We start from the raw sequence: 15,845 nt of genomic DNA, 5'->3' as shown, positions 1-15,845 counted from the left end.
CGATTCTATAAAATAAATAGAGTAATTAATATGCAAGTTCCTGTTGCAAAGCGGAAACAGAATGGAGAGATATCATGGCGAAACGGACTCTTCGCCCCGGATGCGCCGGTTCTCTGACGGCCATTGCGGTTTGTTTGGTCGGTGGGTTGGTGTTTGCCTATGCCATTTTCAATAAGCACAATGCCCCGGTCACATCCGGTGCGAGCACAAGCGCAGTTGCCTCGGCGGCTTCTTCTGTCGCTTCCAAAACCGGCGCCCTAGCTTCGGAAATGAAGACCGGCGGCCTGCTGATGCTTGTCAACGCCCAAAATCCGCTGCCGTCCGGTTATGTACCCACGCTGGATACGGTGGATAAGTACTATTATACGACTTCGGACAAGGACAACCATTTTGACTCCCGCGCAGCGCCGCACCTCACGCAGATGATTCATGATGCGCGTGCAGCCGGTGTGCAGCTGGTGATTTATTCGGGCTACCGCAGTATGGCGTATCAAACGAACAATTTTGACCGTAAAGTTTCGCAGTACCGCGCGGATGGCTATGGCGCGAGCGCGGCGTCCTCAAAAGCGGCGACGCTGGTTGCGCCGCCGGGCACGAGCGAGCATGAAAGCGGGCTGGCCGCCGATATCGTTTCCACCGATTGGTTGAAAAAAAACAGCGACCTGAGCGATGCCTTTGATAAGACGGATGCCTTCGCGTGGCTGGAGAAACACGCGGCGGACTATGGATTCATCCTGCGCTATCCAAAAGGGAAGACCAGTATCACAGGTATCGAATATGAGCCGTGGCACTGGCGGTATGTGGGCAGAGACAACGCCGAAAAGATCAATGCCGCCGGGCTTTGCTTGGAAGAGTATGACGGAAAAGCCTGAGAGATTCTTAAAAAAGGATTGACAGGCGCCTGCTTTTTTGCTATACTAAGTCACACAATAAAGCAGGGGAACCATTCCGTCCTCACCTCGTGTGCCGCTGGCCCCGAGGTCAATATCGTCGGCATTCCTGATCACAATGGTGAGGAATGGATGAACCGGTGTATTCGAGCGGATGGATGTTTCCATCCGCTTTTTTGGCGGGCGCGGGCTTTTTGCGCCGGAACGTTTGCTTTTATCCCGCTTGCGCATGGCGCGGCTTGGTGATAATAGAGCGGCCTGTGGCCGCACGAAATCGAATGGCGTGTCGTTCTACGGCGGATGCGGGAACGGCTTGCTGTGATAATCTGGACTTTTGGAGGTGCTGGCCATCAGTAACAAGGAAATGCTTCTCAATGAAGAAATCAGGGACAGGGAGGTCCGTGTGATCGGTGCGGACGGCAGCCAGCTTGGCATCCTTTCGTCTCGCGAGGCACTGCGTTTGGCCGAGGAAAAGAATTTGGATCTGGTCAAGATCGCACCGCAGGCGAAGCCGCCGGTTTGCCGTATCATGGATTACGGAAAATTCCGCTTCGAGCAGGCCAAAAAAGAAAAAGAAGCAAAAAAGAATCAGCATATTGTCGAAATCAAAGAGATCCGTATGTCGCTCAATATTGACACACACGACCTGGAAACCAAGGCGGGTCATGCCATGCAGTTTTTGCGGTCGGGTGACCGTGTAAAAGTAACGGTTCGCTTCCGGGGCCGTGAAATGGCGCATACTGAACTTGGACGGACGTTGCTGAACCGCTTTGCCGTATTGTGCGAGGGTCTTTCTTCCGTAGAAAAACTGCCGAAGCTCGAAGGACGCAGCATGTCTTTGTTCCTTGTGGCCAAGCCCGTAAAAGAACCAAACAGCAAGGGAGGAAACCAGAATGCCAAAGCTTAAAACACACAGCGGCGCGTCTAAACGCCTGCGGTTTACCAAAACAGGCAAGATCAAACGCGCGCACGCGTTCAAATCCCACATCCTCAACAAAAAGGATACCAAACGCAAACGGGGTCTGCGTCAGGCTGCTTATGCCGATGCCACCAATGTCGGCGCGCTCAAACGCCTTTGCCCGTATAGCTGAACAGGCAGTGTATTTGTAACAGCGCCGTCCAGCTGGACGGCATTGATGGAGGATTAAGCAAAGATGGCGAGAGTCAAGGGCGCGATGATGACGCGCAAACGCAGAAAAAAGATTTTAAAACTGGCAAAAGGATACTGGGGCGGTAAAAGCCGTTTGTTCCGCACGGCCAATGAAGCCGTAATGAAATCCCTCAGCTATGCCTATGTGGGCCGCAAACTGAAAAAACGTGATTTCCGTTCGCTTTGGATTACGCGCATTTCCGCAGCGTGCAAACTCAACGGAATGAATTATTCTACATTTATCAATGGCTTGAAAAAGGCGGATATCGTCCTTAACCGCAAGATTCTTTCGGGACTTGCAGTCAATGATAGCGCCGGATTCACCTCCCTGGTGGAAAAAGCGAAAGCTGCGCTTTGATTTACCGGTAGAAAAACCGCCCTTGCGCGCAATTTTTTGCGCCGCGGGCGGTTTTTTTATTGTGCGCAAAAATGAGGGGATGCTTTTGGCGCGCAGGCAGAATAGGAGGATATGGGGCATATGATGGAGATCACAAGCCGCGAAAACCCACTGATACGCGATTATACCCATCTGCGGGATAACCGTGCATACCGGCGGGAGACTGGCCGCTTTGTGCTGGAAGGCGCACGCCTGCTGGCAGACGCATTGGAGAGCGGCGTCCGGATGGAAACGGCTTTTTTTACCGACGCGGCCATGGAAAAGCACGCTGCCTTGTGCCAAACCGCCGGCCAAAAAGGAGTGCGCGTTTGCATGGTGGGCAGTTCTGTGGCGGTGAAGCTGGCGGATACTTCCGCGCCGCAGGGCATCTTCGCCACCGCATTTATGCTTGACAAAGCGTTCGCGTTGGATAAAATAAAATTAGGCGGCGTATATGCGGCGCTGGAAGATATCAGTGACCCCGGCAATCTGGGAACCATTTTGCGCACGGCCGAGGCGCTGGGACTTTCCGGCATCCTGCTGTCCAAAGGCTGCACGGATATCTATGCGCCCAAAGTCGTGCGGGCTTCCATGGGAGCTGTGTTTCGCACGGCGTTCCTACAGGTGGACGATCTGCCTGCCGCGTTGTCGTTGTTGAACGACAATGGCATACAAACCCTCGCCGCACTTGCGGGCGGCACCACCAGACTGCTCACGCAGCTCGATCTGCATGGCGGCGTGGTGGTGGCCATCGGCAATGAAGGCGCGGGGCTGACAGATGCCTGTGTGAAGGTATGCAAGCCGTTTACCATCCCCATGAAAGGACGGGCGGAATCGCTCAATGCAGCGGCTGCGGCCGCCATTGTCATGTGGGAAATAATGCGCGGCCGATAAGGACGTTGATTTTATTGACAGATGTAGAACATTGGATCTGGCTTGTACTGGCGTTTTCACCCGGCAGCCCAAAACCATGCCGTCTGGCGGAAGTGCTGGGCGGCGCAAAAGCGGTATATCAGGCGGATGAAAAGGCATTGGCCGCTTCCGGCATTTGCACCGCACATGATTTGGAACTCCTGCGCCCCCATGGGTTGGAAAAGGCGCAGCGCATCGTGGAGCACTGCCTTGCGCGCGGCTATGACATCTGCACCTTGGCGGATGCATCTTATCCCGCCCGGCTCAAAGAGATTCATGCTCCGCCCGCCGTGCTGTATGTGATGGGCAGGCTGCCCACGGATGACACGCTTTGTGTTGCCATGGTGGGTGCCAGACACGTCACCGATTACGGCGCGGCGGCGGCAGAGCGGTTGGCGATGGGGCTGGCGCACGTCGGGGTGGGCGTGGTGAGCGGAATGGCCGCCGGGGTAGACACACATGCGCACAAGGGCGCGCTTAAAGGCGGCGGCAAGACTTATGCCGTGCTTGGCTGTGGGTTGGATACCGTTTATCCGTCATCCAACCGCGAATTGCATCGCCTAATTGCGAAAAACGGCGCGGTGCTTTCGGAATATCCGCCGGATGCCGGGCCGGATCGCCACCATTTTCCCGTGCGCAACCGCATCATCGCGGGGCTGTCGGCCGGCACGGTGGTGGTGGAGGCCGGGCGGAAAAGCGGGTCGCTCATCACCGCCGGACAGGCATTGGAAATGGGCAGAGATGTGTTTGCCGTGCCGGGCAGTATTTTCAGCCCCATGAGCGAGGGTACTAACCAATTGCTGCGGGAGGGTGCGAAGCCCGCCTGCGGCGTGGTGGATATCCTTGAGGAATATCCGGCAATGGTCGCGCAAACACTGTCGGTGGAACAGGCTGCCCCGGCACAGCAGTCATTTTCCCAAATGGCCGGTCACGCGGCGGAGCATCCGGGCAAGGCTGCCGCTGCGGCAGCCGATAGACCGCCTGAACCGCAGGCTTCTCCGAAACGACCGGTGGCGGGATTGGATGATGTGCAGCGCGCCGTGTATGCGTTGATGGATGGTTCACCGCGCCACGTGGATGAGCTTGCCGTGCGTGCCAACCTGCCGCCCGCGCAAGTGCTGGCGGTGCTCACGGTGCTGGAAATACAGGGGCTTGTCCGCTCCGAACCCGGCAGGCGGTTCTGCTCCGTCTAAATTGAATGGTAACAACCGTAAAGGATACAATACATGTCAAATTTGGTAATCGTGGAGTCACCGGCAAAAGCCCATACAATCAAAAAATATCTGGGACGCGGCTACACGGTCGTTGCTTCCATGGGGCATGTGCGCGATCTGCCCAAAAGCCGGATGGGTGTGGATATTGAAAACCACTTCACGCCGAAATATATCCCCATTCGCGGCAAAGCGCCTTTGATCAAGTCTTTAAAAAAGGAAGCCAAAAACAGCACCAAGATCTTTCTGGCGACTGACCCCGACCGCGAAGGGGAGGCCATTAGCTGGCATCTGGCCAACCTGCTGGGGCTGGATGAGAAAACCGCGCTGCGCGTCACGTTCAATGAGATCACTAAATCCGCTGTTAAAGATGGCATCAAGAACCCGCGTTCCATCGATCTGGATTTGGTCAATGCCTATCAGGCACGCCGTATCCTTGACCGCATCGTGGGCTATCAACTCAGCCCGTTTTTGTGGAAGAAAATTCGTCCCGGCCTCTCCGCCGGACGTGTGCAGTCGGTCGCAGTGCGGCTGATTGTCGACCGTGAAGATGAAATCCGCGCATTCGTGCCGGAAGAATATTGGACCATCGATGCATCCGAATTGCTTGCGCCCAGTTCCAAAAAGCCGTTTGCTGCGCATTTTCATGGCGGATTGGACGGCAAAAGGGTCGAGGTTAAGAACAAGGAAGAAGCGGATACAATTCTTGATGCACTCAAGGGCGCGCCGTTCATTGTACGCACCGTGAAGAAAAGCGAACGCAAAAAATCCCCCGCTCCGCCGTTCACCACCTCCACGCTGCAGCAGGAAGCATCCCGCCGCCTCGGATTCCAGGCTAGGCGCACCATGCGCGCCGCGCAGGAACTGTATGAGGGCGTGGATGTGAAAGGCTATGGCGCAATCGGTCTGATTACCTATATGCGTACCGATTCGCTGCGCATCGCGGCAGAGGCCCAGCAGGCGGCACTCGCCTATGTGGGTGAAACATTTGGGCAGGACTATCTGCCCGAAAAGCCGCGGGTTTATAAATCGCGCGCCAACGCGCAGGACGCGCATGAAGCCATCCGTCCTACCATGCCGGAGCTTTCACCGGAGAAGGTCAAAGAAAGCCTGTCCGGCGATCAATTTAAGCTGTACAGACTTATTTGGGAGCGTTTTGTTGCCAGCCAGATGGCGAACAAGGTGCTGGACACCGTAAGTGTGGACATCGCCGCTGCGGATTACCTGTTTAAAGCGTCGGGCAATACGGTCAGATTTAAGGGCTTTTCCATTGTGTACGAGATGGCGATGGATGAGAACAAGGAATCCGGCAAGCCGCTGCCGATACTCAACGAGGGCGATGAACTGCAAGTTCAGAAGCTGGATGGCAATCAGCACTTTACGCAGCCGCCCGCCCGCTATACCGAGGCGTCGCTCATCAAAACGCTGGAGGAAAATGGGATTGGGCGTCCGAGCACCTATGCCACGACCATCACCACCATCCTCGCCCGTCTGTATGTGGAGCGTGAGGGGAAACAACTGGTGCCCACGCCGCTGGGTGAAGTGACCACCAAACTCATGCGCGAGCATTTCGCCAGCGTTGTGGATGTGGAATTTACGGCCAAGATGGAGAACAACTTGGACAAAGTGGAAACCGGCGAGGAGAACTGGGTGCAGATGCTCACCGATTTTTACGAGGGATTCGACCACACGCTTAAAAGAGCGGAGGAAGAGCTCGGAGATGTCCACATGAAAGTGCCGGACGAGGAGACAGACATCGTCTGTGAACTTTGCGGGCGCAAGATGGTCATTAAAAACGGACGGTACGGCAAATTCTTGGCTTGTCCCGGTTATCCCGAATGCAAGAATACCAAACCCATCGTGCAGGAGACCGGTGCGTTCTGCCCACTTTGTGGCGGACGTGTACTGGCTAAAAAATCGAAAAGCGGCAAGAAATATTTTGGTTGTGAACACAACCCCACGTGCAATTTCATGACCTGGGATACGCCGTTGGAGGAGAAATGCCCGAAATGCGGCGGCAGCCTGTTCAAGAAGCGCGGCGGCGTAGTCTATTGTGCGAAAGAGGGCTGCGGTTACAGTCGTGAGGAAAAGAAATGACCGGAGAGACACGGCATATCACTGTTGTGGGAGCGGGTCTGGCGGGCTGTGAGGCAGCGTGGCAGGCCGCCGAACGGGGCGTGGAAGTCACGCTCTATGAGATGAAACCCGCGCGTTTTTCTCCCGCGCACCACAGCCCGGATTTTGCGGAGCTGGTCTGTTCCAATTCCCTGCGCGCCGATGGACTGCAAAATGCCGTGGGGCTGCTCAAGGAGGAGATGCGTCGGCTGGACTCGCTCATCCTCACCTGCGCGGACGCGACCCGTGTACCTGCCGGCGGTGCGCTTGCCGTGGATCGCGCAGGCTTCTCCAGTATGGTCACGGAAAAACTGCGTGTGCATCCGCGCATCACGGTGGTCGAGCGGGAACTGACCGAGCTTCCAGAGGATTCTTGCGTGGTTGCAACCGGGCCGCTGACCGACGGCGCAATGGCGGAGGCGGTCGTCCGTATCTGTGGCGGCGAGGCACCGCTGCATTTCTACGACGCGGCTGCGCCCATTGTGACTGCTGAAAGCATCGATTTTGACAAAGTCTATTTTGCGGCTAGATATGGCAAGGGCGGTGCGGATTACGTCAACTGTCCGATGACGAAAGAAGAATATGACGTATTCTACGACGCGCTGGTTTCCGCTGAAGCAGCAAAGCTGCATGGTTTCGAGGAAGATGACCCCAAGGTGTTTGAGGGCTGTATGCCGGTGGAGGTGATGGCCGCGCGCGGGCGGGACACCATGCGTTTCGGCCCGCTCAAACCAGTGGGCCTGCCCGACCCGAGGACCGGGAAAGACCCTTATGCCGTGGTGCAGCTGCGGCATGACGATGCGGCAGGTGATTTGTACAACCTTGTCGGTTTCCAGACACACCTGCGGTTTTCTGAACAGAAACGGGTGTTTTCCATGATTCCCGGCCTGGAAAAGGCGGTGTTTGCGCGGTATGGCGTGATGCATCGCAATACATTTTTGAACGCGCCCGATTTGCTGGACAACTTCTACCGGTTGAAAAGTGACCCGCGCGTCTTTTTCGCCGGGCAGATGACCGGTGTAGAAGGATATGTCGAATCCGCCGCGTCCGGACTTGCCGCCGGACTTAACTGCGCCAGGCAGGTGATGGGCCTGCCGCCGGTGGATTTCACCGCACAAACCGCGATCGGCGCGTTGGCGCAGTATATCAGTGGGGCGGCGGCAAAACACTTCCAGCCCATGAATGTCAATTTCGGCATCATTGCACCGCTGGGCCGGAAAGTGAAAGTGAAACGCGACCGGTATGAAGCGATTTCCAACCGTGCGCTGGAAACACTGGCAGGTATCCAATCGGCGGACGGATGGATTTAATAAACGGATTGAGAGCAGCAGTCCGTCCCGCAGTGGGATGGTTTTCAAAATAAATGGGAGTTTTATGCCGCTCACACGGCAGAATGGAGTTTTATATGAAGATCATCATGGATGGCTTTGGCGGAGATAAAGCGCCTGCCGAGGTGCTGGAGGGCGCACACCTTGCGGTCAAAGAATACGGTGTGGAAATTTTGCTCACGGGCGAACGGGATAAACTGCGGGATGTGGCGTATGAAAAAAGCATTCCGCTCGATGGCATTGAGATTCTGGAGGCCAACAGCGTGCTGACAATGGACGATGCGCCCACGGATGTGCTGCGCGGCAAAAGAGACTGCTCCATGGCAGTGGGATTGCGCGCGCTGGCCGACGGACAGGGCGACGCGTTTGTCAGTGCAGGCAACACCGGCGCGCTGGTCGTTGGCTCACGTTCCATGCTCGGATGTGTCAACGGCCTGCGGCGTCCGGCGCTGGCGCCCATTCTGCCGGGCGCGAACGGATGCTTCATGCTTCTCGACGGCGGTGCAAATGTTGAGTGCCGCCCGGATATGCTGCTCCAGTTCGGGCACATGGGTGCAATTTATATGGAAAAGATCATCGGCATCCAAAGTCCGCGTGTCGGGCTGGCCAACATCGGTTCGGAGGAGCACAAGGGGACACCGCTTGCACAGGCTGCTTATACATTGCTGAAAGATTCCTCGTTGCGCTTCGTGGGCAATGTGGAAGGGCGCGACATCCCGTTTGATGCCTGCGACGTATTGGTTGCGGATGGGTTTACCGGTAATATCATCCTCAAATTGATTGAGGGAATGGGCCTGTTCATGGGGCAGACTATCAAAGACATGTTTACCCGGAACGTGCTGTCGATGGGCGCCGCAATGGTGGTAAAACCCGCGCTCACCGCTTTTAGGAAAAAAATGGATTACAGTGAATACGGCGGCGCACCGCTGATGGGGTTGAAAAAGCCGGTTTTCAAAGCACATGGCAGTTCCAATGCGCGCGCGTTTCAGAATGCCGTCCGGCAGGCGATGGCGTTTGTTAAGGAAGACGTAATCCGGGAGATAGAGAACAGTGCGCCCGCAGCCAAACCCGTGTCATAAAAGCGCACGGGAGGCAGACATGGCATATACTGCGACTGATGCCGCTTTTTATAAAGGGCAGAAAATATCTGTTTGAAGTTGGTGGGGGAGGTGTTTACAGTGGTGCTTGAGAGAGTGAAAGCGTTGGTTGCCGAGCAGTTCGATGTAGAAGAAGACGCACTTGGCGCGGAGACCGCTTTTGAAGAATTGGGAGCAGAACCGGAAGATGTAGTCGATTTTCTTCTGGCGCTCGATGATGAATTTGACATTGATCTTTCTGACATCCAACCGGATCGCATCGTGACCATCGGGGACGCGGTGACTGTTGTAAAAGAAGTATTGGGCCAATAACGCATGTGCGAGGGCGTCGAAGCATGAGGACGGAAAAGGACCGGAGGCATCCATGTTTGAAAAACTCGAAAAAAATCTGGGTTATACGTTTCAGGACAAGAGCCTGCTTGAAAACGCACTGACCCACTCGTCGTTTGCCAATGAGGTGAAAACACGGCACTGCGACAGCAATGAGCGGCTGGAATTTTTAGGTGATGCCGTGCTGGGCATCATCTCGGCAGAATATCTCTATTTCCATCATACGCATGTGCCGGAGGGCGAATTGACCCGCCTGCGCGCATCCATGGTCTGTGAGCGCTCTCTGCAGGGATTTTCCCGCACGGTGGGGCTGGGCGGATGGCTGCGGCTGGGGCGCGGTGAGGAAAACACCGGCGGGCGGGAACGCTCTTCCATCCTTGCCGATGCCTTTGAGGCAGTCATTGCAGCCATTTACATCGACGGCGGGCTGCCGGCGGCTAAACAGTTTGTCACCCGCTTTGCCGACCAGTTTTTTTCTGCGCATCTTGAAAGCGGGATGCGTGATTATAAGACTGAATTGCAGGAGATTGTGCAGAAAAACCACGGTGAGAAGCTGGAATATGTCCTCGCGGAGGAGTCCGGCCCTGACCACGACAAAAAATTTGTGGTGGAAGTACATCTGAACAACAACCGTATCGGCGTAGGACGCGGAGGCAGCAAAAAGGAAGCTGAACAGATGGCCGCCTGTGAAGCGCTTTCTTTGATGGGACAATAAAGGAGGACACTGTGGGCAAGCAGGCAAATGTGGCTTTTTTTATACCGCATCTGGGATGCACACATGCCTGCTCGTTCTGTGATCAGCACAGTATTGCCGGGCAGGGCACGCCCCCGTCTCCCAACGAGGTGACCGAAACGCTGGCGCGTGTGCGCGAACAGATGGGGGCGCGTGCCCAGGGTGCGGAAGTCGCTTTTTTCGGCGGCAGTTTTACTGCCATTCCACGCGCGCAGATGCGGGCGCTTCTCGAAGCCGTCGTGCCGTTTCTTGGTACGAACGGCTTTTCGGGTATTCGGCTTTCTACCCGGCCGGACGCGGTGGAGGATGAGGTGCTCGGCCTGCTCAAGGATTATGGGGTCACGTCTATTGAACTCGGTGCGCAGAGCATGGATGATGTGGTTTTGCGGCAAAACGGACGGGGGCATACCGCCGCGCAGGTGCGGGATGCCGCCGCACGTATACGCCGCGCCGGGTTTTCGCTGGGCTTGCAGATGATGACCGGTTTGCCCGGGGACAGTGCTTCCGGTGCGCGGCGTACTGCTCGGGAATTGGCCGCTCTGCAGCCGGACGCCGTTCGTATTTATCCCGCGCTGGTGTTGAGAGGCACACGCATGGCGGATTGGTGGGCGGATGGCAGGTATACGCCGCAGCCGTTGGACGAGGCCGTTCTGCTCTGTGCGGCGCTGTTCGCGTATTTTACACGCAAGGGTATCCATGTGCTGCGCATGGGCCTCCACGCTGAGGCGTCCATGCAGCGGGATTTGCTGGATGGCCCGTGGCATCCGGCGTTCGGCGAACTTTGCGAAAGCCGGCTCTATTACACCGCCGCCCGCCGGGCACTGGCAAAAGCAGGCAATGCCGATCGTCTGTATGTGGCGCGTGGACAGATCAGCAAATTGGTGGGACAGCACCGGCGGAATCTCCTTGCGCTGGAGGCGTGGACAGGCCGTCGATTGCAGATACAGGAAGACGCAGCCCTGGCCTGTTATCAAGTGCGGGCGGAAACATCTCTGTCGCATGGGCAATAGACAACCGCATTGTATGCGATAGCGCTATCTGCATAAACAGATTGATTACATAGAGGGGGTGCGCGTGTGTACCTGAAATCGCTGACGATCCATGGATTCAAATCTTTCCCCGATAAGACGGTGCTTACATTTGGACCGGGCATCACTGCTGTGGTGGGGCCGAACGGCAGCGGCAAAAGCAACATCAGCGACGCCATTCGCTGGGTGCTGGGCGAGATGTCGGTCAAAAGCCTGCGCGGCGGGCGGATGGAGGATGTCATTTTCGGCGGCACGCCGGTGCGCCGCCCGCTCAGCTATGCCGAAGTGAGCCTTGCAGTGGACAACAGCGACCATGCGTTACCGGTAGACAGCACGGAGGTGGTGGTGACCCGCCGCTATTATCGCTCGGGCGAGAGCGAGTACCGTTTGGGCGGCGCGCAGGTGCGCCTGAAGGATATTTACGAATTGTTCATGGACACCGGCCTTGGTCACGATGGGTATGCGGTTATCAGTCAGGGACGTATTGCCGAAATCGTGGGTGCGCGCAGCGAAGACCGGCGTGAAATTTTCGAGGAAGCGGCAGGCATCGCGAAGTTTCGTTACCGCAAGGTGGAGGCGGAACGGCGGCTGGCGGCGACCGAGGAAAATCTGGTGCGTTTGCGTGATATTCTGGGCGAGTTGGAAGCACGGGTCGGCCCGCTCAAAGAGCAGGCGGAAAAGGCCAAACGCTACCTGACGTTGGCGGAAGAGAAAAAGACGCTGGAAGTCGGGCTTTGGCTGCACACACTGGATGTGCGCCGCGCGGAACTGCGTACGGCAGAAAACCGGCTGGAAATCGCCCGCGCCCGTCACGGTGAGCTGGAACAGAAATTGGACACGATGGAACGCGCCATTGACGAGGCATACATGCAGTCGCAGAAAGCCGCCGCCGAGACCGACCGCCTGCGGGGTGGAGCTGCCCGGTACGAGCAGGATGCCGTGCAGTGCGAAGCGCAGGCCGCCATGTGCGAAAACGACGCCACACGCGCCGACCGCACACGTATGGAGGTCGAAGGGGAACGCGCGCAAAACGCACAGCTGGGCGAGGAGGACGAAAGCGGTCTTGCCGACCTCCGTGCACAGGTGCAGGAAAAGCGGGGCGCGCTGGAAAGCCTGCGCGATACGTTGGAGGCCTGTGAACGCGATACGCTGGCGCTCGCCAAAAAAGGGGACGCGCAGGCGTTGAAAATGCGGGAAGCATCCGCCCAATTGGCACAGGTGAATGCCCGCTTTGCGGAATTGGGGCAGCAAAAGAGTGCTACGCAATCGGCGGCGGAGAGTGCCAAAACCCGCTTGTCAGAGATCGAGCAAAGTACTTCCGGGCGTGCTGAGCGGCGCGAACAAGCCAAGGCGGCGCTGGCGGACGCGCAGGCGCGGCTGGCACAGGCACGCGAAGCGGTGCAGGGAAAAGAAAATGCCGTGAGCGGCTGCACACTCAAGTACCGAACGCGGCAGGAAAAGTTGGCAAAGGAACAGGAGCGGGTGCGCGCCCTGTCGCTGCGGGTGGGCGAGCGTACCCAGCGCGCCGCTATGCTGGCCGATTTGGAAAAGAACCTCGAAGGATTTGCGCATAGTGTAAAATTGGTGGTGCGCGAAGGGCGGCGCGGCAGTCTGTCCGGTATTTTGGGGCCGGTATCACAGCTGTTGTCCGCACAGGCGGACGTGGCGGTCGCCATTGAGACTGCGCTTGGCGGTACGGCACAGCATATCGTCACCGAAAACGAGGGGAACGCCAAAGAGGCCATCCGGTTTTTAAAGCGGTCAGATGGCGGACGCGCAACGTTCCTGCCGCTGACCAGCGTCCGCGGCGGGATGTTGGACGCAAGAGAGGTGTCGCGCTGTGCCGGGTATGTCGGCATAGCGGCGGAGCTGGTTACCTATGATGGGCGCTTCCGGGACATTGCCGAGCATTTACTTGGACGCACGGTGGTGGCGCGTGATTTGGACAGCGCGGTGGAAATTGCCCGACAATTCCGGTACCGTTTTCGCATCGTCACGTTGGACGGGCAGCAGGTGAATGCGGGCGGCTCGCTTACCGGCGGTTCGCACCGTGCGGGCGCGGGGCTGGTGTCCCGCCAGGCGGAGATTGCCAAATTGCAAGCGGAGGCGCGTACACTCCAAGCTCAACTCACGGAGGCAGAACAGACCGAGCACCGCGCCAAAGAGGGTCTTGCCGCCGCTGAGGCCGAAGTGAACGGTGCGCGCGGGGAGCTCTCGCAGGCAAAAGAAACGGCCATTCGGCTGGAGGGTGAAGAAAAGCGCCTGGCGGAACAGGCCGCTCTACTTGGTGCGGACATGCAGTCGCTGGAGGAAGAACACCGTGCCTGCATGGATAAGCTGGCAGTGCTGCATGAACAGGCGCAGCAGGTGGAGGAGCAGCTGGATGCTTGCGGGCAAGAAGTCGTGCGGGCTGAGCAGACGCTTGCCGCTTGCGGAGCGGAAGGCGATGCACTGACTGCGAGGAGGGAGGAGCAGACCGCGCGTTTGACCGACCTGCGTCTGCGCCATCTGGGCGGGGAGAAGGACGTGCAGGCGATTGTCCAGCGCATCGAAGAACTGGAACTGCGCCGCCGTGAAAAGCACGCACGGGCGGAAACACTCGCGCTGCGCATCCAGGCATTGGAGGAAGAGGCACAAGCCTCCCGTGAACGTGCACAAGCGCAGACTTCGCAGGCGGAGGCACTGCGCCAACAAGCCGCCGCGTGCCGTACAGATGCGGAAAAACAGGCGCAAGAGCGGGAAACAGTGGAGCGCCGCACAGTCGAGCTTCGGGCGGGCACACGCGCGCTCTCCGAGGAGAAAGAGAACATGTCCCGCGAACTTGCACGACTGGATGAGCGAAAGTTGTCGTTGCAAACCGGGTACGATTCGCTGATTGCCAAGCTGTGGGAAGACTATGAGCTGACACGTTCCCAGGCGGAACAGGAAGTGCCGCGTGTGGAGCATCCGGACGAGGCGGAAAAACGCCTGGTCGTCCTGCGGCATGACATCAAAGCGCTGGGCAGCGTCAATCTTGCCGCTATTGATGAATACCATGAGGTGGCAGAGCGCTACACGTTCATGAAAACGCAGACCGAGGATGTCGAACAGTCCAAAGCGGAACTGGAAACGCTCATCCGAGGACTGACCGGCGAGATGCGGGCACAGTTTTCTAAATGCTTTGCCGAAATCAACGGGCATTTTGCATCCATCTTTGTGGAATTGTTCGGCGGCGGACGGGCCTGGTTGGAACTGACCGACCCACAGGACGTGCTGACTTGCGGCATTGAGATTCATGTGCAGCCCCCGGGCAAGATTATCAAAAATCTGGCGGCGCTTTCGGGCGGTGAACAGGCGTTTGTGGCTATCGCATTGTACTTTGCCTTGCTCAAGGTGCGCCCGTCGCCGTTCTGTGTGTTGGACGAGATCGAGGCGGCGCTGGATGAGCAGAACGTGGTGCGGTATGCGTCCTATCTGCGCAGGCTGTGCGGCAGCACACAGTTCATCGTCATCACCCACCGGCGCGGCACCATGGACGAGGCGGATGTGCTCTATGGTGTAACCATGCAGGACCAGGGTGTGTCCAAGTTGCTTACTTTGCATCTGGAGGACCTGATGGAACGGCTGGGATTAGAACAAAAACGTGTGTGAGACCTGTATTCAAGGCTGGAAACATGGTATAATAGCGAATAATGGAAACAGAACGGTTTTGACCGGTATAGGGGGTTGCGCATGGGTGTTTTTGATAAAATACGCGCAGGGCTTGCCAAAACGCGCGCTTCGGTCGCCAAGCAAATGGAGCAGGTGCTTCAAAAGAGCGGCAAAGTGAATGAAGAACTGTTCGAGGAACTGGAGGAAATACTGGTTTCATCGGATGTGGGCGTCGCCACATCCGAATACTTGATTGAAAAACTGCGCGGATGGATCAAACAAGCCAAAATAGAGGATACCGACGGCGTACGCATCGCACTCAAAGCGGTGATGGCGGAGGAGCTGTTTAGCGACGTGTCGCTTAAATTGACGCCCGCACCGGCGGTGCTGCTGGTTATTGGAGTCAACGGTGTGGGAAAGACCACCACCATTGGTAAGTTGGCAGCACAGCTTAAAGCCGAGGGGAAGACCGTGCTGCTGGGCGCGCGGCACACGTCCCGCCCCGCCGCCATCGACCAGTTGGAGATTTGGGCCAACCGCGCGGGCGTAGATATCATCAAGCAGAAAGAAGGCTCCGATCCTGCTGCCGTTGTGTTTGATGCGGTGCAGGCGGGCAAGGCACGCGGCGTGGATGTGGTGATTTGCGACACTGCCGGCCGCCTGCACAACAAGAAAAATCTGATGGATGAACTCTCTAAGATTTCACGCGTGATCGACCGTGAGGCGCCGGGGGCGGCACGGGAAAACCTGCTGGTTTTGGATGCGACCACCGGACAGAACGCTGTCAATCAGGCCAAACAGTTCAAGGAGGCCGCCGGTTTGACCGGCATCATCTTAACCAAGCTGGACGGCACCGCACGCGGCGGCGTGGTGTTCGCCATCCACCATGAACTGGGCGTGCCGGTCAAATACATTGGCGTGGGTGAGCAAATTGACGATTTGCAGCCGTTTGATTCACGGGCGTTTGTAAACGCTTTGTTTGAAGGCGCCGATACGGATGCCGGACTGCCGGATGCATAACTGTGCTTTTTCGGCGGATAAATAA

Annotated in this window: 15 protein-coding genes; all 15 read left to right on the top strand. The window is 57.3% G+C overall.

Annotated features, from left to right (window positions below; genetic code table 11):
* Positions 1–74: 74 nt before the first annotated feature.
* Positions 75–872 (top strand): M15 family metallopeptidase, encoded by a 798-nt coding sequence (locus ABF463_RS04650; protein WP_415532389.1) that lies wholly within the window; start codon positions 75–77, stop codon positions 870–872.
* Positions 873–1,044: 172 nt separating this feature from the next.
* Positions 1,045–1,212, top strand: a complete 168-nt coding sequence (locus ABF463_RS04645) for a hypothetical protein (protein ID WP_415532388.1) — start codon at positions 1,045–1,047, stop codon at positions 1,210–1,212.
* Between the two features lie 42 nt (positions 1,213–1,254).
* Positions 1,255–1,797 carry a translation initiation factor IF-3 gene (infC, locus tag ABF463_RS04640; RefSeq protein ID WP_415532392.1) on the top strand — a complete coding sequence of 181 codons (543 nt, stop codon included), beginning with the start codon at positions 1,255–1,257 and terminating at the stop codon, positions 1,795–1,797.
* Entirely contained in the window at positions 1,784–1,981 is a 198-nt protein-coding gene (gene rpmI, locus ABF463_RS04635) for a 50S ribosomal protein L35 (RefSeq protein ID WP_415532387.1), read from the top strand. The genes infC and rpmI overlap by 14 nt, the downstream gene beginning before the upstream one ends.
* Positions 1,982–2,044: 63 nt before the next feature.
* Positions 2,045–2,398, top strand: a complete 354-nt coding sequence (gene rplT, locus ABF463_RS04630; protein ID WP_415532386.1) for a 50S ribosomal protein L20 — start codon at positions 2,045–2,047, stop codon at positions 2,396–2,398.
* A 120-nt stretch (positions 2,399–2,518) separates the two neighbouring features.
* Positions 2,519–3,310 (top strand): TrmH family RNA methyltransferase, encoded by a 792-nt coding sequence (locus tag ABF463_RS04625; RefSeq protein ID WP_415532385.1) that lies wholly within the window; start codon positions 2,519–2,521, stop codon positions 3,308–3,310.
* A gap of 14 nt (positions 3,311–3,324) precedes the next feature.
* The gene (gene dprA, locus ABF463_RS04620; protein ID WP_415532384.1) at positions 3,325–4,521 is read left to right on the top strand and encodes a DNA-processing protein DprA; all 1,197 of its coding nucleotides are present in this window, start codon (positions 3,325–3,327) and stop codon (positions 4,519–4,521) included.
* A gap of 33 nt (positions 4,522–4,554) precedes the next feature.
* A complete protein-coding gene (topA, locus tag ABF463_RS04615; RefSeq protein WP_415532383.1) occupies positions 4,555–6,636 on the top strand; it encodes a type I DNA topoisomerase in 2,082 nt (693 codons plus the stop codon).
* Complete coding sequence (gene trmFO / locus ABF463_RS04610; RefSeq protein ID WP_415532382.1) at positions 6,633–7,964, top strand: methylenetetrahydrofolate--tRNA-(uracil(54)-C(5))-methyltransferase (FADH(2)-oxidizing) TrmFO; 1,332 nt, start codon at positions 6,633–6,635, stop codon at positions 7,962–7,964. The genes topA and trmFO overlap by 4 nt, the downstream gene beginning before the upstream one ends.
* 95 nt (positions 7,965–8,059) lie before the next feature.
* Positions 8,060–9,061 (top strand): phosphate acyltransferase PlsX, encoded by a 1,002-nt coding sequence (gene plsX / locus ABF463_RS04605; RefSeq protein WP_415532381.1) that lies wholly within the window; start codon positions 8,060–8,062, stop codon positions 9,059–9,061.
* 81 nt (positions 9,062–9,142) lie between these two features.
* Complete coding sequence (locus ABF463_RS04600) at positions 9,143–9,391, top strand: phosphopantetheine-binding protein (RefSeq protein WP_415532391.1); 249 nt, start codon at positions 9,143–9,145, stop codon at positions 9,389–9,391.
* Positions 9,392–9,443: 52 nt separating this feature from the next.
* Positions 9,444–10,124, top strand: a complete 681-nt coding sequence (gene rnc, locus ABF463_RS04595) for a ribonuclease III (protein ID WP_415532380.1) — start codon at positions 9,444–9,446, stop codon at positions 10,122–10,124.
* 11 nt (positions 10,125–10,135) lie between these two features.
* Positions 10,136–11,152, top strand: coding sequence for an elongator complex protein 3 (locus ABF463_RS04590; RefSeq protein ID WP_415532379.1), 1,017 nt, complete (start codon positions 10,136–10,138; stop codon positions 11,150–11,152).
* A gap of 66 nt (positions 11,153–11,218) precedes the next feature.
* A complete protein-coding gene (gene smc / locus ABF463_RS04585; RefSeq protein WP_415532378.1) occupies positions 11,219–14,800 on the top strand; it encodes a chromosome segregation protein SMC in 3,582 nt (1,193 codons plus the stop codon).
* Between the two features lie 81 nt (positions 14,801–14,881).
* Positions 14,882–15,820 carry a signal recognition particle-docking protein FtsY gene (ftsY, locus tag ABF463_RS04580; protein ID WP_415532377.1) on the top strand — a complete coding sequence of 313 codons (939 nt, stop codon included), beginning with the start codon at positions 14,882–14,884 and terminating at the stop codon, positions 15,818–15,820.
* Positions 15,821–15,845 lie beyond the last annotated feature (25 nt).

The organism is Ethanoligenens sp. (genome assembly GCF_047718355.1).
Lineage (GTDB): Bacteria > Bacillota > Clostridia > Oscillospirales > Ethanoligenentaceae > Ethanoligenens.
Note: the sequence above shows the minus strand (reverse complement) of the source record. Positions and strands in the feature narration are given on the sequence as shown.

Excerpts from the sequence above, each read along its gene's own strand:
- ABF463_RS04650 (WP_415532389.1), top strand. The coding sequence starts at position 75 with ATGGCGAAACGGACTCTTCGCCCCGGATGCGCCGGTTCTCTGACGGCC.
- ABF463_RS04645 (WP_415532388.1), top strand. The coding sequence starts at position 1,045 with ATGGATGTTTCCATCCGCTTTTTTGGCGGGCGCGGGCTTTTTGCGCCG.
- infC (WP_415532392.1), top strand. The coding sequence starts at position 1,255 with ATGCTTCTCAATGAAGAAATCAGGGACAGGGAGGTCCGTGTGATCGGT.
- rpmI (WP_415532387.1), top strand. The coding sequence starts at position 1,784 with ATGCCAAAGCTTAAAACACACAGCGGCGCGTCTAAACGCCTGCGGTTT.
- rplT (WP_415532386.1), top strand. The coding sequence starts at position 2,045 with ATGGCGAGAGTCAAGGGCGCGATGATGACGCGCAAACGCAGAAAAAAG.
- ABF463_RS04625 (WP_415532385.1), top strand. The coding sequence starts at position 2,519 with ATGATGGAGATCACAAGCCGCGAAAACCCACTGATACGCGATTATACC.
- topA (WP_415532383.1), top strand. The coding sequence starts at position 4,555 with ATGTCAAATTTGGTAATCGTGGAGTCACCGGCAAAAGCCCATACAATC.
- trmFO (WP_415532382.1), top strand. The coding sequence starts at position 6,633 with ATGACCGGAGAGACACGGCATATCACTGTTGTGGGAGCGGGTCTGGCG.
- plsX (WP_415532381.1), top strand. The coding sequence starts at position 8,060 with ATGAAGATCATCATGGATGGCTTTGGCGGAGATAAAGCGCCTGCCGAG.
- rnc (WP_415532380.1), top strand. The coding sequence starts at position 9,444 with ATGTTTGAAAAACTCGAAAAAAATCTGGGTTATACGTTTCAGGACAAG.
- ftsY (WP_415532377.1), top strand. The coding sequence starts at position 14,882 with ATGGGTGTTTTTGATAAAATACGCGCAGGGCTTGCCAAAACGCGCGCT.